Consider the following 21,890-nt stretch of genomic DNA (forward strand, 5'->3'; position numbering starts at 1 on the left):
GTTAGCGCACGCTTATGAAGCGGCGATCTCCGCCGGTTGCGGTGCTCTCCGCTGCAGGTTGAGCAGATTTCCCATGAGGATCAGCAGGGCGCCACCGGCGGTGAAGGCGTCGATCTGCTCGTGATAGAGCAGCCATCCGATCACCGCCGACAGCGGCACGCGCAAAAAGTCCATTGGCGAGATGACCGTCGCATCGGCATAGACAAGTGCGCGGGCCATGCAGAAATGCGACGACATGCCGGTGAAGGCGATGAGCAGGATCCACGGCCAGAGCTCAAGCGGCGGGTTTTGCCATTCGTAAAGCGCCGGGACCAGGCCAAGCAGCGACTGGATGATCAGCATCCAGAAGATGATGCGCACGACGCTGTCCGTCCGCGTCAGCGACTTGACGAGGACCACCGAGACGCCGAAGCAGACCGCGGCTCCCAGCACGATTACATGTCCCGGATTGACCGCGCCGACGCCCGGACGCACGATGATCACAACGCCGATCAGCCCGAGCACGATCGCTGCGAGCCGTGGCCGGGAGAGCCTTTCGCCGAGGAAACCGACGGCCAGCAAAGCAGTCCAGATCGGCGTCGTGAATTCGATCGAGATCAGTACCGCAAGCGGGATCAGCGTCAGGGCGTAGAGCCAGGCAGCCTGGCCGGTATAGTGGACGACGTTGCGGGCGATATGAGCCAGCGGGCGTCCGGTGCGCATCGCCGCAAAACCGCCTGACATCATGACCAGCGGCAACAGGATGAAAAAGCCGATCACCGAGCGCAGCTCGAGCACCTGGAAGACGTTTAGTTCGGCCGTCGTGGCGCGGCCAGCCACCGACATCGCCAGGAACGAGGCGATCGACAGCGCCATCCAGAACGCGGCCTTGGGGATCGAGGGTGCGGGTGCCATGCGGCTATGTCGCAAGCCGGAGCGCTCATCGCAACCGCTAGCCGACGCATTCGGCTGGGCCAGCCGTGCAGCGCTTCACGCAGTGATGTTGAAGCCGGAACTCGCGACTGAGGGAAGCGTTGGTCTGTCACTGCTTGCGTTCTGTGTTTTGGATACCAACGAGGAGCGGTCCGATGAAATCATTCGCACGATTTGTACTTGCCGGCTGCCTGACGGCCGGGGCCGGCGCAGCGCATGCCGACGATCCGGATTTTCTTCGCTCATTCCAGGGGAATTTCGCCGGCAAAGGCATCGTCAAGGTGACCACCGATGCGCCGACGGTGAATGTCTCCTGTCATTTCAATTCCGACGCAACGTCGAGCTCGCTATCGCTCGACGGCAGCTGCCGCGGTCTTATCGTGGTAACGCGCGCCATCAGCGCCGATCTCAAATCGAGCGGGACGAAATACACCGGCACCTATGTCGGATCGCGCACCGGGCCGGCGCAATTGAGCGGCAGCCGCTCCGGCAACGCAATCAATCTCGGCATCCGTTGGGCGAAGGAGGTCAATGGCGATCGCAAGGCGCAAATGACGGTCGAGAAGAACGGCGAGGATGGCATGCGGCTGATCGTCGTCGATACCGATCCGAAAACCGGGAAAAGTGTGGTGACCACCCGGATCGATCTGCAGCGCACGTGATCTTCTTGTTTGATCATGATCTTTTCGCGTACGCGGACCTTCGGTTCGGGATCATGGTCTGGTTGTGAAAATCTGACGCTTAGTACCGACGCGAACGACGGCTCGGGGTGGGCAGCAGTCAGTCCCGGCACAGCGATCTTGACAGGTTGGAAGCCGATCGGCAGCCAAGATTTCATCGTTCGTTTCGTTGGACCTTCATAAACATTCGGGATCGGCCGAAACTTCCCCAACTTCGTCATCCTTGGGCGAAGCAGGAGCGAAGCGCCGTCGCGGAGACCCTGGGATCCATGCGGTAACCTTAGCCGAAGAGTGCAGCGGAGCACAATTCCGCACCACGGCAGCGCTCTGATGTCGCGGCATGGATCCAGGGGTCTGCGCCGCGTCGCTTCGCTCCTTGCTCCGCCCCAGGATGACGAAGCGATGGGCGTTTGCGCTAATCGCTAAGCCGATCGGCAGCAACCGTCGATAGTTCTGTCAGCGGCCAATTTCAGTGGCAAACCGCTAACTTCGGAGATTGGCTGAAACATCCCTCCAATTCGTCATCCCAGGGCGGAGCAAGGAGCAAAGCGACGCGGCGCAGACCCTGGGATCACGCGGCAGTGCGCCTGCGGACCAGAACCGAACTACCACCCCGTTCCGCGAAAAAGCTCGAACCACTCTGGATTGGTCTTCTCGATCAGCTCGATCTTCCACTGCCGCGGCCAGCGCTTCAGCGACTTCTCGCGCTGAATGGCGTCACGAATGTCGAAATGTTCCTCGTACCAGACCAGGCGCTGCACGCCGTAGCGGCCGGGGAAGCGCGAACCTTGGCCGGATTTGTGCTCCGGCATGCGGCGGCCGAGATCGTTGGTGACGCCGATGTAGATCGTGCCGCGCTTCTGGCTCGCGGTCATGTAGGTATAGCCGGTCATGGCTGAAGGGTAGCTGGCACAGTTGCGGATACAAGCGCCGTTCTGAGCCGCTGTATTCTTCGGCTGACGTCACGGCATGGATCCCAGGGTCTCCGCGACGTCGCTTCGCTCCTGCTCCGCCCTGGGATGACGAAGACGTGGTGGCTTATCGCTAATCGCAACCTTGGAGATTGGCAGCCCGATCGGCAGGCTCCCATCCACAGCCCTTTCAGGCTCTGTCAAAGAACCAAAACCTCTGTGCAGAGGAACTAGTCCTCGACCGGTTCGGGCGGATGGGCATCGCGGCCCTTGCCGAAGGTATAGCCGGTTTCCACCGCCCTGCGGCCGAACTTGCCGCGCAGCGTGTCGATGGCGCCTTCGGCCATGGCGCGCTTGCGTGACTGGACGTCGACCAGGTCGGGCGGGTCCGCCCGGTCATCGTCGGAGAGATCGCTGACGCCAATGCCGAGCAGCCGGTATTTCGTGCCATCCGCTTCCTTGCGCAGCAGCTCGAGCCCGGTCTGAAAGATGCGGTCGGCCAGCCGGGTCGGATCGCCGAGCTGGCGATTGCGCGTGCGGATCTTGAAATCCTGGGTCTTCAGCTTGAGGACGACGGTGCGTCCGGCAATGCCGGATTTCTTCAGCCGGGCCGAGACTTTTTCCGACAGCGCCCTCAGCACCGAAACCAGTTCGTCGACGGAGGCGATGTCGGTATCGAAAGTGGTTTCTGCCGACACACTTTTCGCGTCCTGGTCGGGAACGACGCGACGGTCGTCCTCGCCGCGCGAAAGCCGGTAGAGCCGGTCGCCCATGACGCCGTAGCGGCGCATCAGATCGCCACGTTCCATGCGCTGCAACTGGCCGATGGTGCGGATGCCGTCGCGCTCGAGCGTGGCGGCAAAGGCCTTGCCGACCCCCCAGATCAGCGTCACCGGCTGCTCGGCCAGGAAGCCGATAGCCTCGGCCTCGCCGATCACCGAAAAGCCGCGCGGCTTGCGGAAGTCCGACGCCACCTTGGCCAGGAACTTGCAGTAGGAAAGGCCGGCCGAAACGGTGATGCCGATCTCCTTTTCCACGCCGAGTGCGAAGCGCGCCAGCACCACCGCAGGCGGCAGGCCATGCAGGCGCTCGGTGCCGGCGAGGTCGAGAAAGGCCTCGTCGATCGAGAGCGGCTCGACCAGCGGCGTCAGCGCCTGCATCATGGCGCGCACCTCGCGGCCGACGCGCACGTATTTTTCCATGTCCGGCGGCAGGACCACCGCTTCCGGGCAGGCTTCGAGCGCCTTGAACATCGGCATTGCCGAGCGCACGCCGTGGATGCGGGCAATGTAGCATGCGGTGGAGACGACGCCGCGCTTGCCGCCGCCGATGATCAATGGCCGGTCCTTCAACGCCGGGTTGTCGCGCTTTTCGACCGCCGCGTAGAACGCGTCGCAATCGATATGGGCAAGGCGCAGCCGGTAGAGCTCCGGATGGCGGGCGAGCCGTGGACTGCCGCAGCGCTCGCAACGGCCTGCCTCGCTGCGCTGAAAACTCAGGCAGTCGCGGCAAAAACCGTGTTCGGGATTGTTGACAGGGGCCGCCATCGCTGCGAACATAAAGAGAACAAATGCAATGGTACGTCAGGACGGACGCCACGACAAGGCGGTGGGCCGGGAGAGAGCTCATGAATACGACCATAGCGCCGCTAGTGCCCGAGCTTTGGGCGGATTTCGAAGATCTTTTCGGTAGGCAAGGCGCCTGCTACGGCTGCTGGTGCACACATTTCCGGCTGTCGCCCGCAGCGCGCCGCGCGAGCAACCGGGAGCGCAACAAGGACCACATCAAGGCGCGGATCGAGGCCGGGCCGCCGCCCGGCCTGTTGGCCTTCGAGGGTGGCCAGGCGGTCGGCTGGATGCAGATCGGCCCGCGTGCCGACGTGCCCGAATGGAACAACCAGGGCAGGGGGTCGGCGCCGATCGACCCCGCCGACGCCAGCGATCCGGGCGTCTGGGCGATCTCCTGCTTCTTCATCCGCACCAAAGCACGCGGCAAGGGCCTGTCGCACCGCCTGGTCCAAGGCGGCATCGAGTTCGCCCGCCAGAACGGAGCGCGGCTGATCGAAGCCTGCCCGATCGATCTATCGAAGGATTCGCGCTCGATCGGGCTGTTCGTCGGCTCGTCGCGGGTCTTCGAAAAGGCCGGGTTCCAGCGGTTGGTCGAACGTAAGCCAGGCCGACCGCTGATGCGGCTGGTGCTGTAACAGCTCCGCAACACATAGGCCTTCTCTTGCGGCTGCGATGGTATTTGCCTACCAGTGATAGAACGGCTTGAGGGCCGCGATTAAGTGAGGATCGAGATGAAGCGCGTTTTGCCACTTGTTTTACTTCTTGCCTGCAGCGCACCGGCCTTCGGCCAAGCGGTCGACAGGCAAGGCGCGAAGCAGCTTTCCGACGATCTGGCGCACTACATCGGCAAGAAGCTGTTCGATATCGGGTTCGTGAAAATTTCAGTCGACGGCGATGCCTACAAGCTCGCTTTCGACTTCAAGCCAGTCACGGATTTGATGGCAAAGCAGCAAGCCTTCAAGTTCGACGTCACGCCTTACTTCATCTTGGTCAAGCCACGCCAAGATGGACACTGGGACGTTTCGGCGGACGTGTCCCCGAAGGGGTCTATCGATTTCGTTGGCCCTGAGGGGGCGCAGCACATCGACTTCTCCGTGTCGGACAACAAGTTCACCGGAGTTTATGACCCCGACCTGGCCGCTTTCGCGAGCGCAACCGGTTCGATGGCTGGCATGACGATGACCACCCGAGAGCCCAAGCAGCAGGCGGATGTCACGGTCGGTGCTGGCACTGCCGTAATAGTTTCGACCAAATCCGCAAATGGCGGCATCGATTTCACGGTGATGGAAAAAATAACGAACTTCGCCGAAACGATCAAAGTCAACGATCCCAAAAGTGGGTTGAGTTTTCCGGCTGCTGTAAAAGCGCCTGAACTTTCCGTGGATGCGTCCGGCAAGGGTTTGCGGACAAAGCCGCTGCTCGACCTGCTTGCTTTCATCGTGGCGACTGATGATGCAGCCAAATTCAAGGCGGATGAGGCGGAGTTCAAATCGCTTCTGACGGCAGCACTGCCATTGTGGGAGCGGATCGACGGCACCTACGGCTTCAAGGACTTTGTGGTGGAGAGCCCGGTAGGCAAGTTCGGTGCGACGCAACTGAATACCGCCGTCGGCATGGACGGCATCGCCAAGGACGGCAAGATCAACTACGCGTTCAAGGTTTCCGGCCTGACAATACCACAGCAGGTGCTGCCCAGCTGGAGCGTTGCGTTGCTGCCGACGGATATCGACCTCAACTTCGGCGGCACCAACATCGATCTGGACAGCATGGCGAAGAAAACCATCGAAACCCTTGATTTCAGCAAGGATCCACCGCTGCCGGCAGATTTCGGCAACCAGATCTTCGCCGATTTCCTGGCCAAGACGCCAAAGGCCATTCTCGGACACAGCACGATCAAGAACGGCAACATCGAGATTGCGATGGAAGGTGAAATGACGTTCCCCGGCAAGAAGCCCGAGGCGAGCATGACCATCGATGTCGCGGGCTATGACAAGATTGTGGAGGCTCTGCAGACGGCGGCCAAGACCGAGCCGGAAGCGGCGCAGTATTTCCCCTTCGCACTCGCCGTCAAAGGATTTGGCAAGGCGCTGCCGGATGGTCGACTGGAATGGGTCGTCAACGCTAAGGCAGACGGTTCGGTCACGGTCAACGGCGCCATGCTGAAGCCGGCCGATGCCGTTCAGGACAACCCCGTCATGGACCCAAGCGAGGCTACCGTTCCGGATCATGGCTCGGGCGAGAATGACAATGGCGGGGCAGGGGCGAAGTTGAAACCCTAAGCGCCGAGCTTGGAGCGGTTCATCGTTTCCCGGAAACGCCGAACCGCTCCATGTCTTTGTTTTTGCACAATCCGGACGGAAAACCGTTTCACACTTTTCCTGGAATTGCTCTAGAAGCGGCTGGCGTTAACGCCCGAGTGCGCTCACGATTTTCGCCGCCGCGATCTGCCCGCAGTCTCGGGATCGCCGCTTATATCGAATGCTCATGATTGTCGTCGCCGAGCGGCAGCGCCCGCAATGCCTTGCCGACTGCGGCGGGCGGCGTTCCGGTCTCCTCGGAAAAACGCATCAACGTCGGCTCGTGGGCAAGGATGAACTGCAGCACGCCGGCCAGGAATCCCGGCTCGCCCGCCGCCCGGCGGATGGAATGGGCTTCGATGCCGGTGATCGCCAGGAAGCGGGGCAGAAGTTCCGAATCGGCGGCGACGAAGCCCAACGCCTTTACGGCAACCGTTTCCGCTTCCTCGCGCATTGACGCTGCGTTTGCCATCGCTACCTTCCTTCATGGGCGGAATCGTTCTGTTTTCGCAGTAGTGGCAAGTGTCGCCGGCAGCAAGCTCGCCGACCTGGAATCCGAACGCTTTTAGGGCGACCGGTTTCCGTTTCGTCAATCATATTGCCGTATAGTGGGAACAGGTTTGGTGCGTGCCGACAAGGGGCGCATGACGGCACCCTTCGAGTGGAAGGCCAGCCGGGACGGGAAATCGATGCCAAAGAAGGTTATGATCGTCGAAGACAACGAGCTCAACATGAAGCTCTTTCGCGACCTCATCGAAGCGAGCGGCTACGAGACGGTGCGCACACGCAACGGCCTGGAAGCGCTGGATCTGGCGCGGCAGCACAGGCCGGACCTCATCCTGATGGACATCCAGCTGCCGGAAGTGTCGGGCCTCGAGGTCACCAAATGGCTGAAGGAGGACGATGATCTCCACGTCATCCCGGTCATCGCCGTCACCGCCTTCGCGATGAAGGGGGACGAGGAGCGCATTCGCCAGGGCGGCTGCGAGGCATATATCTCCAAGCCGATCTCGGTGCCGCGTTTCATCGAAACCATCAAATCCTACCTGGGCGATGCCTGATGTATCTTTCCAGCCGAGCCGGAGCTTTGTGAAATGACCGCGCGGATCCTCGTCGTCGACGACATCCCAGCAAATGTCAGGCTGCTGGAGGTTCGGCTGCTCGCCGAATATTTCGAGGTCCTGACCGCCACCAACGGGCCGGACGCGATCGAGATCTGCGAGAACGGCAAGGTCGACGTCGTGCTGCTCGACGTGATGATGCCCGATATGGACGGGTTCGAGGTCTGCCGGCGGCTGAAGGGCGACCCGGCGACATCGCACATCCCTGTCGTGATGATCACCGCGCTCGACCAGGTTTCGGACCGGGTGCGCGGCCTCGAGGCCGGCGCCGACGATTTTTTGACCAAGCCGGTCAACGATCTGCAACTGATGACGCGCGTCAAGAGCCTGGTCAGGCTGAAATCGCTGACCGACGAGCTGCGGCTGCGCGCCTCGACGACACGCAATATCGGCATCGAGGAGCTTTTGAGCCGCAACTTCGCTACTGACGATGCGGTGCCGAAGGTGCTGCTGGTCGACGAGCGCAAATCCTCGTTCGAGCGCATCCAGAAGATGCTGCGCGGCAGTGCCGATCTCGACGTCGCCAAAGATCCGCATGCCGGCTTCTTCCAGGCCGCCGAGCAGCCGTATGAATGCGTGATGATCTCGACGGCCTTCGCCGATTTCGACCCGCTGAGGCTCTGCTCGCAATTGCGCTCGCTCGATCGCACCCGTTTCCTGCCGATCATCCTTCTGGCGGACGAGGGCGAGGAGGGGCGTATCATCCGCGGCCTCGAACTCGGCATCAACGATTATCTGATGCGGCCGATCGACCAGCAGGAGCTGACCGCGCGGCTGCGTACGCAGGTGCGCCGCAAGCGCTACAACGACCAGCTTCGCGCCAGCGTCACCCAGACCATCGAGATGGCGGTGACCGATGCCCTGACCGGCCTGCACAACCGCCGCTATCTCGACAGCCATCTGCAGACGCTGTTCGACCGCGCCGTGGCACGGCGCCGGCCGCTGTCGGTGATGATCACCGATCTGGACCGCTTCAAGAGCATCAACGACGCGCATGGCCATGACGGCGGCGACGACGTGCTGCGCGAATTCGCGCGGCGGCTGCGCAAGAATGTGCGCGGCATCGACCTGGCCTGCCGCTTCGGCGGTGAGGAGTTCGTCGTGGTGATGCCGGACACCGACGGCGCGGTAGCCGAAAAGGTCGCCGAGCGCATTCGCGCCGAAATCGCCCAGCTGCCGTTTGCCGTCGGCACCGAAGGCAAGGCCGTCGAAGTCACCGTCAGCGTCGGCGTGTCGTCGGTGCTGAAGGGGGTAGACACGGTCTCGGCGCTGATGAAACGCGCCGACCTCGCGCTCTACGAAGCCAAGAGCGGCGGCCGCAATCGCGTCGTCGCCAAGGCGGCTTAGCACCGAACACCAATTGCCCGGTCAACGCGACAAGGTTACGAATTTACCTTAATCTAAGCGATTTGCGAGGCTTGGTTAAGAAACGGTTGATTTCCATAAGTTGTTGCGCAAATGTGCAGCCCTTAGACGTAACCGGCACGAGGCTAGATCGCCGGTTCGACCCGAAGAATACCCCATGATGCTCAGGTCCGCCGCATCTCCTGGGTCCGTGGGGTCGGCCGGCCGGCGCTGGCACATAGTGGCCTCCTCGTACCGCTGCCAAACGCCGGCCGGCCCCCAATTTTCAAAATACATCAGGATTCTACGCCAAGACCCGGAAAACGCTTGGTTTTTGTTACGGCAGCGACAGCGCCCTTTGAAATAGCCGGCTGGGCAGAGCGTATGCGCCCGCAGTCGGTTGACAGGGCCCGTCTTCTATGCAGAAATTGGTTGGACCATTGAGCCATTTGGTGACCCGTTGGCATGACCGAATTCGGCCTTTCCCCCATACAGGCAACTGCTCGCGACGACGCGGTGCTCAAGGCGCTGGCCGGCTTTGTGATGCGGGAAGCTCTCGGGCCCGGCCAGAGACTGCCGACCGAACGCATCCTTGCCGAGCGCCTCAAGGTGAGCCGCAACACCGTGCGCGAGGCGCTGACGCGCTGGGAAGGGCTCGGCCTGGTCGAACGGCGGCAAGGCAGCGGCACCTATCTCAAGGGAGTGGTCTCGCTGGACATGCTGCACATGCCGCTGACGCTGGCCGGCGGCAATGATTTCACCAGCCTGATGCAGACGCTGGAAATCCGCCGGGCACTGGAAGCGGAAGCCGCCGCCCTGTGCGCCGTCCGCGCGGGCCAGGCAGATCTCGTCGAGATCGGGCGCAAGCTCGACATTATGGAGCAGGCCTTCCACACCCGCGCCGGGATGTCGGCGGAGGAGGACTGGGAATTCCATCAGTCGATCTACCGCAGTTCCGGCAATCCGCTGTTCGAGCAGATCATCGCCGCCATGCACGAACTGTTCCATCGTTTCTGGGAGCATCCGCTCGGCGTGCGTGATTTCGGCCACGCCAGCTTTCCTTACCACCGCACCATCTACGAACGCATCGCCGCGCACGATCCGGAGGGGGCCCGGGCCGAGGCGCTCAAGCTGATCGCCACCGTCGAGGACGATCTGAAGCGCGGCGCGGCCAAACTCGAACTTTCAGGCCAGAAATGAGCGATCATCCCGCCGGTTTCGAAAACGACTATCTCGCCGAGGCAGCGACGCTTCTCGCCCATGACGAGCCTTTCCCCGGCGGCGCGGTGGTCCCGCCGATCTACCAGACTTCGCTCTTCACCTTCGCCAACTATTCCGAGATGGCCGACACATTCGCCGGCAGGCGACGTCAGCCGATCTATTCGCGCGGCGACAACCCGACGGTCATGGAGTTCGAGGCGCGTGTCGCCGCTCTCGAAGGCGCGGAGGCCGCGCGCGGCTTTTCCAGCGGCATGGCGGCGATCAGCGCCACGGTGCTTGCTTTCGTCGGTGCCGGTGAGCGCATGGTTGTCGTGCGCAATTGCTACGGCGATGCCTACCGGCTGTTCGAACGGCTTTTGCCACGGCTCAACATCAAGGTCGACTATGTCGACGGTTCCGATCCGGACGCGGTCGCGGCAGCACTTCCCGGCGCCAAGCTGCTCTACCTGGAAAGCCCGACGTCGATGATGTTCGAGCTCCAGGACATAACCCACCTGGCGCGGCTGGCCAAAGAGCAGGGCATCATCACCTCGATCGACAATTCCTGGGCGACGCCGGTGTTCCAGAAGCCGATTTCGCACGGTGTCGACCTGGTGCTGCATTCGGCCTCGAAATATCTCGGCGGCCACAGCGACACCGTTGCCGGTGTGGTGGCCGGTTCGGCCGCCCATATCCGACATATCAACGAGCAGACCTATTCCTATCTCGGCGGCAAACTTTCGCCTTTCGAGGCCTGGCTGTTGCTGCGTGGCCTGCGCACATTGCCGCTGCGGTTGCCGCATCACATGAAGAGCGGGCTGACCATCGCCGAACGGCTGAAAGCGCATGACCATGTCGAGCGGGTCAACCACCCGGCCTATTCCAACCATCCAGGCAAGGCGACGCTTGCCGGCTATGCCGGGCTGTTCTCGTTCGAAGTGACGGAAGACGTCGACATCCCGGCTTTCGTCGATGCGCTGAAACTCTTTCGCATCGGCGTCAGCTGGGGCGGCCATGAAAGCCTGGTCGTTCCGGCAAAGGCCTCGCTCGAGCAGACGCCGGGCCTGAATTCGATGGCGCGCTTCGGCGTCAGCCCACGAACCATCCGCTTCAGTGTCGGATTGGAAAGTGTCGAAGACCTGTGGGCGGATGTTGCCCGGGCCTTCGACAGAGCAAAAAGATAAAGGAGCCGTTCAAAATGGGAGTGCTGAACATGAAAAAACTGAGCATCCTTCTTGGTGCCGTCGCGGGTCTGGCGATTTCCGCCGGCAGCGTGCTGGCCGATTCCACGGTCAAGATGGTCGAGGTCATCACCAGCCCGCCGCGTACCGAATTCCTCAAGAAGCAGATCGCCGAATTCGAGGCGGCCAATCCGGGTGTCAAGGTCGAGCTGGTATCGCTGCCCTGGGGCCAGGCGTTCGAGAAGTTCCTCACCATGGTGCAGGCCGGCGACACGCCCGACATCGTCGAGATGCCGGAACGCTGGATGGGTCTCTATGCGACCAACGGCCAGCTCGAGGATCTCGGGCCATACATGGCCAAATGGGACGATGCCAAAACGCTGGGCGAGCGTGCCAAGCAGTTCGGCTCGACGGTCGATAACAAGCAGTACATGATCCCTTACGGCTATTACCTGAACGCGCTGTTCTGGAACAAGAAGCTGTTCAAGGAGGCCGGTCTGGACGGTCCGCCGGCGACGCTCGATGAATTCGTCGAGGACTCCAAAAAAATCTCGGCGATACCGGGCAAATACGGCTACTGCCTGCGCGGCGGCCCGGGCGCCTTCAACGGCATGCATATGTTCATGAACATCGCAGCCGGCAAGGGCGGCTATTTCAACGAGGACGGCACCTCGACCATCAACGAGGAAGGCTCGGTCAAGGGCCTGCAGATGCTCGCCGACATGTACAAGAACGGCCTGGCGCCGAAAGATGCGGTGAGCTGGGGTTTTAACGAGACCGTCACCGGCTTCTACAGCGGCACCTGCGCCATGCTGAACCAGGATCCCGACGCGCTGCTCGGCATCGCCGACAAGATGAGCGCCGACGACTTCGCCGTGGCACCGATGCCGGTCGGGCCGAGCGGCAAATCCTATCCGACGCTCGGTTATGCCGGCTGGGCGATGTTCGCCAATTCCCAGCACAAGGACGATGCCTGGAAGCTGATGGCGACGCTGTTGTCGCCCAAGGACAATCTGGAATGGGCAAAGGAAGTCGGTGTCATTCCAATCCACAACGGCGCCGACCAGGACGCCCACTTCAGGACCGAGCAGTTCAAAGGCTGGTTCGAGGAACTGAACAACGGCGACAAATACGAGATGGTGACGCCTCCGACGCATCTGGAAAACCTTGGCAATTTCGTAGACCAGGTGGCGATCAAGAATTTTCAGGAAGTGCTTCTTGGCCAGAAGGCGGCCAAGGACGTGGCCGACGAATGGGCCAAGTTCCTGACCAAGGAACAGCAGGACTGGCTGGCCAAGAACAAGAAATAGCTTTTGTTCCTTCTCCCCGTTCACGGGGAGGGGGTGTCACGACGTGACGGATGAGGGGCGGCGCCAACCCGACTTGGCTCGCGCTGCTTCTCATCTGCCTGCCCGTCCTCCGCAGCAGCTGCGCTGCAGCTGCGGAGGGTGGACCGGCATCTCCCCGTAAACGGGGAAGGCGCTGTCGCCAGCCCGTGCTTACCCAGGAGACGATCAAGTACCAATGACCTATGCCGTGTCCGAAATCCGATCCGCCGGCAGGCCGCGAAAGAAGCGGCTATCCCATGCCGCGATCGAGCCTTGGCTCTATCTCAGCCCGGCGATCGCGCTGCTGGTCGTCGTGCTCCTGGTGCCGCTGGTTATCGGTGTCGGCTACTCGTTCCGCAAATTCTCCGCTTTCAAATCCGAATATGTCGGGCTTGGGCAGTATCAGGCGATGCTGTCGGATCCTGTGCTCGGGCAGGCGCTCGTCAACACGCTATGGTGGACGGCAGCCAGCCTGTTCTTCCAATTTTTCCTTGGACTTGGCCTGGCGCTGCTGCTCGATACGCCGTTCCGGGGCAGAAAGATCGTGCAGGCCGTGGTGTTCCTGCCTTGGGCGGTACCGTCCTTCCTCTCGGGCCTGACCTGGGCCTGGCTGTTCAACCCGATCATCGGGCCGCTGCCGCATTGGCTCTACGCCTTGGGGCTGAAAGCCGAGCCAACCAACGTGCTCTCCGATCCCTCGACAGCCATGTGGGGGCCGATCGTCGCCAATGTCTGGTTCGGCATTCCCTTTTTTGCCGTCACGCTTTTGGCGGCGTTGAAGTCGATCCCGTCAGAACTGCATGAGGCGGCGGCGATCGACGGCGCCTCGCCGTGGCAGCGCTTCACCAAGGTGACGCTGCCGTTCCTGGCGCCGACCATCGTCATTACCGTCATGCTGCGCACGATATGGATCGCCACATTCGCCGACCTGATCTTCGTCATGACCGAAGGCGGGCCTGCCGGTTCGACCGCCACGGTGCCGGTCTATATCTATGTCAGCGCGTTCAAGTCACTGGATAAGGGCTATGCCTCGGCGGTGGCGGTGCTGCTGCTTGTGCTGCTCATCGTCTATGCGATTGCGCTGATAGGCATCCGCCGATCGCTGGTGAGGCACGTCTGATGATTGCCGGACGCTCCGTCTCCTCGCGCATTCTCGGCGGCATCGGCCTTTACGGCGCCATCGCCGCCTATATGGCCTTCGCGCTGTTCCCGATCTTCTGGACGTTGAAGATCTCGGTCACGCCGGAGCGGCTGCTCTATTCCGAAGGCATCACTTTCTGGCCGTCGCAAACGACGCTGCAGAACTTCGTCACCGTGCTCGAAGCCACCGATTTTCCGCGCTATTTCCTGAACAGCGTTATCGTTTCGGTGTCGACGGCAGCCTTCGTAACGGTCATTGCCACGCTGGCCGGCTACGCCATGTCGCGATTTTCCTTCCGCGGCAAGGCGACCCTGGCCATCCTGCTTTTGCTCACCCAGACTTTTCCGCTGGTGATGGTCATTCCGCCGATCTACCGCATCATGGGACAGATCGGCCTCATCAACAGCCTGACCGGCCTCGTCATCATCTACACCGCGTTCAATACGGCCTTTGCGACCTTCCTGATGCAATCTTTCTTCGACGGCATCCCGCGAGACCTGGAAGAGGCAGCCATGATCGACGGCTGCACGCGCCTGCAGGCGATGCGCAAGGTGATCGTGCCGCTGACGCTACCCGGCATGGGCGCGACGCTCGGCTTCGTCTTTACCGCCGCCTGGAGCGAGTTGCTGTTTGCGCTGATGCTGATTTCCAGCGACGACCAGAAGACCTTCGCGGTCGGCCTGCTCACCTATATCGGCAAATTCGCGGTCGACTGGGGACAGATGATGGCTGCTTCCATCCTGGCGCTGATCCCGGTCTGCGTCTTCTTTGCCTTCCTGCAACGCTACCTCGTCACCGGCCTTACCGCCGGTGCCGTCAAGGGATAGATCGATGGCCTCCGTTACACTCGACAAAGTCCGCAAAGACTATGGAGCCGTGCGCGTTCTGCACGCGGTCGATCTCGAAATCGCCGACGGCGAGTTCGTCGTTCTGGTCGGCCCGTCCGGCTGCGGGAAATCGACACTGCTGCGTATGATCGCCGGGCTGGAGGAAGTCTCCGACGGCGAAATCCATATTGGTGAGCGCCTGGTCAACGACATTGCGCCAAAGGACCGCGACATTGCCATGGTGTTCCAGTCCTACGCGCTCTATCCGCACATGGACGTGTCGAAGAACATGGGTTTCAGCCTGATGCTGAGAAAGGCCGGCAAGCCGGCGATCGATGCAAGGGTGGACAGTGCCGCCAAGCGGCTCGGGCTCGGTGCGTTTCTGCAGCGCCTGCCGCGGCAATTGTCTGGCGGCCAGCGTCAGCGCGTCGCCATGGGCCGTGCCATCGTGCGCGACCCGAAGGTCTTTCTCTTCGACGAGCCGCTTTCGAACCTCGATGCCAAGCTGCGCGTTCACATGCGTGCCGAGATCAAGGCGCTGCACCAGCAATTGAAGACCACTTCGGTCTATGTCACCCACGACCAGACCGAAGCGATGACAATGGCCGACCGCATCGTCGTCATGCATGACGGCCTCGTCCAGCAGGTCGGTGTGCCGCTCGATCTGTACGACCGGCCGGTCAACATGTTCGTCGCCGGGTTCATCGGCTCGCCCGGCATGAATTTTCTGCCTGCCGTGGTTGAAAAGGGCGCCAAGCCGGATGCCATCCTGGCCGACGGCCAGAAGCTGAGGCTGCCGGACGGCTTGCCGCTCAGGGATGGCGATGCGATCACCGTCGGCTTGCGGCCCGAGCATATCCGGCTCGCCGACAATGGCGCGCTGAAGGGCGAGGTGGGTGTCGTGGAGCCGCTCGGCCTGTCCACCCAGTTCTATGCCGGGCTTGCCGGCCAGCAGGTCTGCGTGTTTGCCATGGGCCGGGCCAGCGTGAAGCCGGGTGAGGCCGTGCGCCTATCGGCTGATCCGGCATCGCTCCATCTGTTCGATCCGGCAAGCGGCGATCGCATCGGCTAATCCTGCATCCCGAAATGAAAAACGCCGCCCGGAAGGCGGCGTTTCGGTACCGCGAGAGAAAACCCCGATTACTTGATCTTGGTTTCCTTGAATTCGACGTGCTTCTTGGCGACCGGGTCGTATTTGCGGAACGACAGCTTGTCCGTCTTGGTGCGGCTGTTCTTGCTGGTCACGTAGAAGAAACCGGTGTCGGCGGTCGACAGAAGCTTGATCTTGATGTTTGCGGCTTTGGCCATGATGTTCGTCCGTTAATGTTCGTGGAGTTTTGGCCGCTGGAGCACGGGAAACACCCGGACGCGGGAAACTTGCCGCGACACATAAAGAACGCGCCCGGAAAGTCAACCCTTGTCCAGGTTCTGTGTCGTAAGCAGATGAGTTGTCCGGATTAGGTAGCACATGAGTTGTCCGGGTTTATTGCCAGCCGATGGAGGCTGGGGACGAAGCGGACATTGATGTGCTACCAAAACCCGACAATTTGATTGGGTGCCGACAGCCGCGGGAGGCTCCTGTGTGCCTCCGGCCGTCCTCCGGGTGGCGTCTCAGTTTGAATGCTAGCTATGAGTATCGAGCGATGGACGGCTGATCGATCACCCAAAGCCAGTTCCCGTCACCTTGCCGGCGAGCGATTTCCGCAGTAACGGTGCCATCGGCAAGGCGCGTGGAAGTGAGCGCCAAATCCCTGTTGATGATAGCCGGACGCTGATCTCCGAGATCAAACTTTCGTCCCGCTGCCACCAACTTGGCGTAAAATCGGCGGATGGCATCTCTGCCGCAGGCCAACTGTCCGTTGCCGGTAGCGAGGATGGCACCGGGTTCGTAAAGAGCAGCCATTCCTTCCGCGTCTCCCGCTTGCTCGCGAGAAACCAATAGCCGCGCCAGGTCCTGGGGATCGCTTGCCGGTTTGCGGTTTGCTTCATCATTCATCGGCAGGCTTCCTGACAGCCAAATTCAAACCGAGATACGACCAGGTTCCGGTCACTCCGCCGCGACGGTTTCCCGTTGCAACGCCTTCTTCCAGTCTCCCGTCGTGTTCCACCAGCGGTTCGGGTTGGCGCGGTCGTCGAGACCCTTGGAGCGGCTGGCAAGCAGTGGCTGAATGCGGATCACCGGCTCCTGATAGCTGTGAACCTGGTAAATCGCTTCGACGACGCGAGCGGCGAGCTTCTGGTCGTCAGGCAGTTCGAACGACACCTCGACAGTCCCTGGCCGCCTGCGCAATTCCGTCTCGGCGCCGGCGGCGGCACCTTCAAGCGGCCGGTAGCGTTCGATGCCGTCCGCCGACTGGAAAGCATTGCTGTCATATTTGCCCATTCCGAGCGGTACGATCGCGACCACCGCCTCCATGATGCGGTCGACATCGGCTGCCGGTGCCTGAAAGGTCACCAGCAGCAGCAATTCCATCCGCAGCGATTTCGTTTCAAAGCCACTATCGATCATCCGAGGTCTCCCTGCTATGCATTTTGGGGGAGCATATACTCGAGCCCTCCTGACATGGTTGTGTCAGGAGTTGGTCAGCAGTGGGAGCGATGTCGGCAGCTGGGCCGACTCAGAGGATTTTGCGGAGCAGCCTGGTGCCGACCAGCACGATATAGCAGGCGAAGAACAGGCCGAGCGCCCAACCGAAGCCCGACGGCCCGAAAGCGTCCATGCCGATGCCGATTGCCTGCGGGCCAAGCACCATGCCGACGCCGTAGCAGAGAACGAAGGCGGCGTTGGCGGAGGCCAGTTCGTGGCCGGAAAGCTGGGAGCCGAGGTGAGCAAGACCGATTGTATACATAGCGGCGACCACACCGCCCCAGATGAACAGAAGCGCTGCCATCAAATGCCAGTTATGCGCGAAGAACGGCATGAAGACCGTGCCGGCAAGCCCGACAGTGGCACAGGCCATCAGCAGATAGCGGCGGTCGCTGACGCGGTCGCTGATCATGCCGATCGGGATCTGCAACAGCACATTGCCAAGCCCGATCATGGTGAGCAAAAGGGCGGCGTCCGCCTCTGAGTAGCCGATGCGGCTACCGTAGACCGGGAACAGTGCAAAGCCGCCGGTCTCGACCGCGCCGAACACCAGCACGGCGGCGGTTGCCGTCGGCACCAGCCAGATGTAACGCAGGAAATTGCTGGTTTCGCCGTCCGAGACGATCGTCGGGCTCTCGTTGCGTGCCGCCAGGACCGGTATGGCAGCGAGCGTAACCAAGGCGATGGTAACGCCGAAGGGCAGGAAGCCACTGCTGCCGAGATGGGCGAACAGCCAAGGCCCGGCGGCAAAGCCGAGAGACAGCACGGTGGCATAGATGCCGAGGACCAGTCCGCGCCGGTGTGGCGGCGCCGAGGTGCTGATCCAGAATTCCGACAGGATGAACAGCACCGTCAGCGCGATATGCAGCAGCACGCGCAGCGGAAACCACATCCAGAAAGCTGGCGCGAAATGGAAACCGACAAAGGCCAGCGCTCCGGCCGCAATCATGGCAAGCATCGTCCAGGCGACCCCGAACCGCATGGCAAGCGGAGTGGCGAGCGGCGCGCCGGCGATAGAGGCGAGGCCGGCGACCGCGGTGTTGAGACCGATCATCGACGCGGAATGGCCACGCGTTTCCAGGATCACGCTGAGCAGCGGCATGCCAAGGCCGATGGCAATGCCGACGACGCTGATCGACGAGATCGCCGCGACCATCGGCAGCCAGTGTACGCGTTCCTTGCCCTGCGGCTGGATATCGACTGTCATGGAATGCCTGGCTGCTCTAGAGAATTTCGCGGACGAAGCGATTGCGGACAAGCCGGTAGAACGGCACGGGACCGCCGGGGCTCAGCAGCGGATCCCGGGCGAGCCGGGTTTCCAGCTCCTCCAGGACCGTGCGCGTGATGTCTGGAATATCGGCTTGCCGGGCCTTGGCCAGCGGCAGCCAAACGACGTCTTCCAACTCGTCGGTCGGACCGCCATCCGGCAGTTGCACGGCGACATCGTCGCGCCATGCGGCGAGAAAGCGCGTATCGAAGCGGCGCACCCGGTTGGGCGGGGTGATGGCGCGTGCGACGAAGCGCAGCGCTTGCAGTGATGGGATGACGCCGTGTTCGACAAAGCCCTGCCAGTCGCGCCTGGCGGTTGCGAACACGCCTTTTTGACCGATCAGCAGGCCGGCCTCCTCATAGGCTTCGCGGATTGCCGACAAGGCAATGGCGCGGGCGCGAGCCGGGCTGGTGCGGCCGATGCCAGCGGTCAATCTCGCTTCTTCCTCGGGATGAAGTGCGGTGGCTATCGGGATGCGGCTGTCGGCCGGATCTGTGCGGCCGCCGGGAAACACGAATTTTCCCGGCATGAAGGCATGACGGGCGTGGCGCCGGCCCATCAGCACCAGGAATTCGTCGCCCTTGCGGTCGAGCAGGATCAGCGTCGCGGCGTCGCGCGGGCGTATAGGCTTGGCATCGAGCGCGATCCGCTCAACCTTGTCGATTTCCGCCTTGGTCATAACGTCCATGCGCTCGACCTAGCGGAATCTTCTCCGATGCGGAAGTGGCGTCCAGCCATGCCGATTGCGCCAGCCTCGGTTTCAAGCCTCGGGATGCGACTCGATCAGATCTTCTTCACCGCCAAAGCCGTGCATATAAAATGCCCATTGCAGGCCGATGACAGCGCCCTTGACTGGCTGCAGCAGGACGACGGCGAGAATGATGGTCAATGGCACCCAGATGGCGATGTGCTGCCAGGTCGACAGCGTCGAGGTCGCTTCGACACCCATGAAGGCGCCGAGCACGATGTGGCCGACAATGACCACCACAAGATAGGCCGGCAGGTCGTCGGCGCGATGGTGGTGAAGTTCCTCGCCGCAATGATCGCATTTGTCGACGGTCTTGACGAAGGCGCGAAACAGCTTGCCCTCGCCGCAATGCGGGCAGCGGCCGAGCATGCCGCGCTTCATTGCCGTCCATAGCGGCCGGGCGGTCCGGCCCGAGTGATGTTCGCCGCCGAAAATCCGTTCTTCCACCTGCAGTTCTGTTGGCATTACCGTCTCCTGCCGCGCGAGCCTGGACGCGATTGCGACGCCCGGGCGCGGCCTTTGGCCTTGTGGAACGACCGTTTGGAGCCGGGCAGCGGCTTTGGCTCGGTCAGCATCTCGAAACGCATCGCGCCGGCCATCGGCGCCACCTCGATCAGGCGAACCTCGACGCGATCAGCAAGCTGATAGCCCTTGCCGGTGCGTTCTCCGAAAAGCGATCGAGCAGTTTCGTCGTATATATAGTAGTCGCCGCCCAGGGTTGAAACCGGAATGAAGCCATCCGCGCCATACTGCGGCAATTGGACAAACAGGCCCGATTTGGTGACGCCCGAGATGCGGGCGTCGAAACGGTCGTCGATGCGCTCGGCGAGATAGGCGGCGATCAGCCGGTCGACCGTGTCGCGCTCGGCGGCCATCGCGCGCCGCTCGGTCGCCGAAATCAGCGCCGAGACCTCTTCCAGCCGCTCCGCCTCGTCCTGCGTCAGGCCCCCCGGACCAAGGCCGAGTGCGGCAATCAGCCCGCGATGCACGATCAGGTCGGCATATCTGCGGATCGGCGAGGTGAAATGCGCGTAGCGCTTCAGGTTGAGGCCGAAATGGCCGATATTGGCGGGCGAATATTCGGCCTGGCTCTGCGAGCGCAGCACCACTTCGTTGACCAGCCCCTCATTGTCGGCGCCGCGCACGCGAGCGAGGATGCCGTTGAACTGGTTCGGCCGCATTTGCGCGCCGCGCGCCAGCGACATGCCGAGCGTCTGCAGGAATTCACGCAACGATTCCTGCTTGGCGAGCGAGGGCGCATCGTGGATGCGGTAGACCAGCGCCTGGCGCTTCGCCTCGAGTGTCTCGGCGGCGGCGACATTGGCCTGGATCATGAACTCTTCGATCAGCTTGTGCGCGTCGAGCCGCTCCGGCACGACGACCTTGTCGACGGTGCCGTCCTGCTTGAGCAGGATCTTGCGCTCGGGCAGATCGAGCTCAAGCGGCTGGCGCGTGTCGCGGCCGCGCTTCAGGATCGCGTAGGCGTCCCATAGCGGCTTCAGCACCGTATCGAGGATCGGGCCAGTCGTGTCATCCGGTGCGCCGTCGATCGCCGCTTGCGCCTGCTGATAGGCGAGTTTCGCCGCCGACTTCATCATGACGCGATGGAAGGAGTGTCTGAGTTTGTGGCCATCGGCCGAGAAAGTCATCCGCACCGCTATCGCCGGACGATCCTGGCCTTCGCGCAGTGAACAGAGGTCGTTCGAGATGCGCTCCGGCAGCATCGGCACGACGCGGTCGGGGAAATAGACCGAATTGCCGCGCTTCAGCGCTTCGCGATCGAGCGCCGTGGCATAGCGCACGTATGCAGCGACATCCGCAATGGCGACGGTGACAACCACGCCGCCGGCGTTCTTCTCGTCGGTGTCGGGCATAGCGAACACCGCGTCGTCATGATCCTTGGCGTCGGCCGGATCGATGGTGAGCAGCGGCAGCTCGCGCCAATCCTCGCGGCCGGCAAGCGTCGCCGGCTTGACCGCCTCCGCCTCGGCGATAACGTCGGCGGGGAAAATATGCGGAATGTCGTGTGCGTGGATGGCGATCATCGAGACCGCCTTTTCGCTGGTCAGCGACCCCAACACCGCCAGAACCTTGGCTCGCGGCAGCCCGTAGCGCGAGGCCCGCGCCGGCTCGACCTCGACCAGGTCGCCGTTCTTGGCGCCGTTCTGGAATTCCTTGTCGACGACCAGCTCCGGCTGACGCCTTTCCACCGGCTCGATGCGGAACGTGCCGTCCTTCAGCACACGGAAAACGCCGAGAACCGCATCGGTGCGCTTCTCGAATATCTTCATCACCCGGCCGGTATAGGCCGGGCCTGCCGGATCGTCGGTCGGAAAGGTCTTGGCCAGCACGCGGTCGCCGATGCCCGGCGTCGGGCCATTGCCGCCGCGCGACACGCGGATCGCTATGACCGGAGGTTCGCCATTGCCGATCGCTTCGGTCGGGTGCGCCAGCAGCACACCGTCGGCGTCACGGCCGAAGATGTCGAGCACCGCGACGTGGGGCAGGGCGCCGACACGGGCAAGCCGCTTGCGCTCCTTGGTCAGCAGGCCTTCATCCTGCAGGTCGCGCAAGACGTCCTTCAGCCAGATACGGTCTTCGCCGCGTAGCGCAAACGCCTTGGCGATGTCGCGTTTTCCGGCGCGGTCCGGATTTTCGGCGATGTAACGCAGTATCTCGTCGCGTGAAGGCCGGTAATTGTCCCTGACCTTGGCACGGGTATCGGCGGTGCGCAGATCGCCGTGGCTTCTTCCGGAGACTTTGCGCGCCAATCCG

Annotated in this window: 22 protein-coding genes; 11 read left to right on the forward strand and 11 right to left on the reverse strand. The window is 62.3% G+C overall.

From position 1 onward, the window contains the following. Positions 1-12: 12 nt before the first annotated feature. Positions 13-894, reverse strand: coding sequence for a DMT family transporter (locus NKI29_RS01280; protein ID WP_023679994.1), 882 nt, complete (start codon positions 892-894; stop codon positions 13-15). Between the two features lie 173 nt (positions 895-1,067). Between NKI29_RS01280 and NKI29_RS01285 the strand changes: the two genes are divergently transcribed. Next, positions 1,068-1,574: a hypothetical protein gene (locus NKI29_RS01285; protein WP_352568806.1), complete on the forward strand. Its 507-nt coding sequence runs from the start codon at positions 1,068-1,070 to the stop codon at positions 1,572-1,574. A 623-nt stretch (positions 1,575-2,197) separates the two neighbouring features. Here the strand turns inward: NKI29_RS01285 and NKI29_RS01290 are convergent. Both NKI29_RS01290 and NKI29_RS01295 read right to left on the reverse strand, forming a co-directional pair. After that, a complete protein-coding gene (locus NKI29_RS01290; protein ID WP_352568805.1) occupies positions 2,198-2,485 on the reverse strand; it encodes a GIY-YIG nuclease family protein in 288 nt (95 codons plus the stop codon). Positions 2,486-2,733: 248 nt separating this feature from the next. Next, entirely contained in the window at positions 2,734-4,062 is a 1,329-nt protein-coding gene (locus NKI29_RS01295) for a DNA polymerase IV (RefSeq protein WP_352568804.1), read from the reverse strand. Positions 4,063-4,130: 68 nt separating this feature from the next. Here NKI29_RS01295 and NKI29_RS01300 point away from each other — a divergent pair, with 68 nt between their 5' ends. Continuing rightward, complete coding sequence (locus tag NKI29_RS01300; RefSeq protein ID WP_023679991.1) at positions 4,131-4,706, forward strand: GNAT family N-acetyltransferase; 576 nt, start codon at positions 4,131-4,133, stop codon at positions 4,704-4,706. Between the two features lie 303 nt (positions 4,707-5,009). Further along, positions 5,010-6,350 (forward strand): hypothetical protein, encoded by a 1,341-nt coding sequence (locus tag NKI29_RS01305; RefSeq protein ID WP_352646496.1) that lies wholly within the window; start codon positions 5,010-5,012, stop codon positions 6,348-6,350. A 190-nt stretch (positions 6,351-6,540) separates the two neighbouring features. Here the strand turns inward: NKI29_RS01305 and NKI29_RS01310 are convergent, their stop codons facing one another. After that, positions 6,541-6,840, reverse strand: a complete 300-nt coding sequence (locus NKI29_RS01310; protein ID WP_352568802.1) for a DUF3572 domain-containing protein — start codon at positions 6,838-6,840, stop codon at positions 6,541-6,543. 172 nt (positions 6,841-7,012) lie between these two features. Here NKI29_RS01310 and NKI29_RS01315 point away from each other — a divergent pair, with 172 nt between their 5' ends. The 8 genes from NKI29_RS01315 (at position 7,013) to NKI29_RS01350 (ending at position 15,582) form a co-directional block, all read left to right on the forward strand. Beyond that, positions 7,013-7,429, forward strand: a complete 417-nt coding sequence (locus tag NKI29_RS01315; protein ID WP_348625950.1) for a response regulator — start codon at positions 7,013-7,015, stop codon at positions 7,427-7,429. Between the two features lie 33 nt (positions 7,430-7,462). Continuing rightward, on the forward strand, positions 7,463-8,836 hold the full coding sequence (locus NKI29_RS01320) for a PleD family two-component system response regulator (RefSeq protein ID WP_352568801.1): 1,374 nt from the start codon (positions 7,463-7,465) through the stop codon (positions 8,834-8,836). Positions 8,837-9,298: 462 nt separating this feature from the next. Beyond that, complete coding sequence (locus tag NKI29_RS01325) at positions 9,299-10,033, forward strand: FadR/GntR family transcriptional regulator (protein ID WP_023679986.1); 735 nt, start codon at positions 9,299-9,301, stop codon at positions 10,031-10,033. Then, positions 10,030-11,217, forward strand: a complete 1,188-nt coding sequence (locus tag NKI29_RS01330; protein ID WP_352646433.1) for a PLP-dependent transferase — start codon at positions 10,030-10,032, stop codon at positions 11,215-11,217. The genes NKI29_RS01325 and NKI29_RS01330 overlap by 4 nt, the downstream gene beginning before the upstream one ends. A 29-nt stretch (positions 11,218-11,246) precedes the next feature. Further along, positions 11,247-12,524 carry an ABC transporter substrate-binding protein gene (locus tag NKI29_RS01335; RefSeq protein WP_031212851.1) on the forward strand — a complete coding sequence of 426 codons (1,278 nt, stop codon included), beginning with the start codon at positions 11,247-11,249 and terminating at the stop codon, positions 12,522-12,524. 214 nt (positions 12,525-12,738) lie between these two features. Beyond that, on the forward strand, positions 12,739-13,662 hold the full coding sequence (locus tag NKI29_RS01340; RefSeq protein WP_352455645.1) for a carbohydrate ABC transporter permease: 924 nt from the start codon (positions 12,739-12,741) through the stop codon (positions 13,660-13,662). Beyond that, complete coding sequence (locus NKI29_RS01345) at positions 13,662-14,510, forward strand: carbohydrate ABC transporter permease (RefSeq protein WP_352455646.1); 849 nt, start codon at positions 13,662-13,664, stop codon at positions 14,508-14,510. Before NKI29_RS01340 ends, NKI29_RS01345 begins: the two co-directional genes overlap by 1 nt. Before the next feature lie 4 nt (positions 14,511-14,514). After that, positions 14,515-15,582 (forward strand): ABC transporter ATP-binding protein, encoded by a 1,068-nt coding sequence (locus NKI29_RS01350; RefSeq protein ID WP_352646436.1) that lies wholly within the window; start codon positions 14,515-14,517, stop codon positions 15,580-15,582. A 68-nt stretch (positions 15,583-15,650) separates the two neighbouring features. Here NKI29_RS01350 and rpmG read toward each other — a convergent pair whose 3' ends face one another. From rpmG to rnr, 7 genes are all read right to left on the reverse strand, one after another. Further along, complete coding sequence (rpmG, locus tag NKI29_RS01355; RefSeq protein WP_006201775.1) at positions 15,651-15,818, reverse strand: 50S ribosomal protein L33; 168 nt, start codon at positions 15,816-15,818, stop codon at positions 15,651-15,653. A gap of 319 nt (positions 15,819-16,137) precedes the next feature. Then, positions 16,138-16,506 carry a YybH family protein gene (locus NKI29_RS01360; protein WP_352455648.1) on the reverse strand — a complete coding sequence of 123 codons (369 nt, stop codon included), beginning with the start codon at positions 16,504-16,506 and terminating at the stop codon, positions 16,138-16,140. Positions 16,507-16,557: 51 nt separating this feature from the next. Next, positions 16,558-17,019: a YqfO family protein gene (locus NKI29_RS01365; RefSeq protein ID WP_352455649.1), complete on the reverse strand. Its 462-nt coding sequence runs from the start codon at positions 17,017-17,019 to the stop codon at positions 16,558-16,560. A 109-nt stretch (positions 17,020-17,128) separates the two neighbouring features. Then, positions 17,129-18,304, reverse strand: a complete 1,176-nt coding sequence (locus NKI29_RS01370) for an MFS transporter (protein ID WP_023679978.1) — start codon at positions 18,302-18,304, stop codon at positions 17,129-17,131. A gap of 16 nt (positions 18,305-18,320) precedes the next feature. After that, positions 18,321-19,055 (reverse strand): NUDIX hydrolase, encoded by a 735-nt coding sequence (locus tag NKI29_RS01375; RefSeq protein WP_352455650.1) that lies wholly within the window; start codon positions 19,053-19,055, stop codon positions 18,321-18,323. Between the two features lie 72 nt (positions 19,056-19,127). Continuing rightward, positions 19,128-19,580, reverse strand: a complete 453-nt coding sequence (locus tag NKI29_RS01380) for a DUF983 domain-containing protein (protein WP_023679976.1) — start codon at positions 19,578-19,580, stop codon at positions 19,128-19,130. Next, positions 19,580-21,886, reverse strand: coding sequence for a ribonuclease R (gene rnr / locus NKI29_RS01385; protein ID WP_502896617.1), 2,307 nt, complete (start codon positions 21,884-21,886; stop codon positions 19,580-19,582). Before rnr ends, NKI29_RS01380 begins: the two co-directional genes overlap by 1 nt. Positions 21,887-21,890: the final 4 nt, after the last annotated feature.

It is taken from the genome of Mesorhizobium sp. M0678 (assembly GCF_040320505.1).
Taxonomy (GTDB): domain Bacteria; phylum Pseudomonadota; class Alphaproteobacteria; order Rhizobiales; family Rhizobiaceae; genus Mesorhizobium.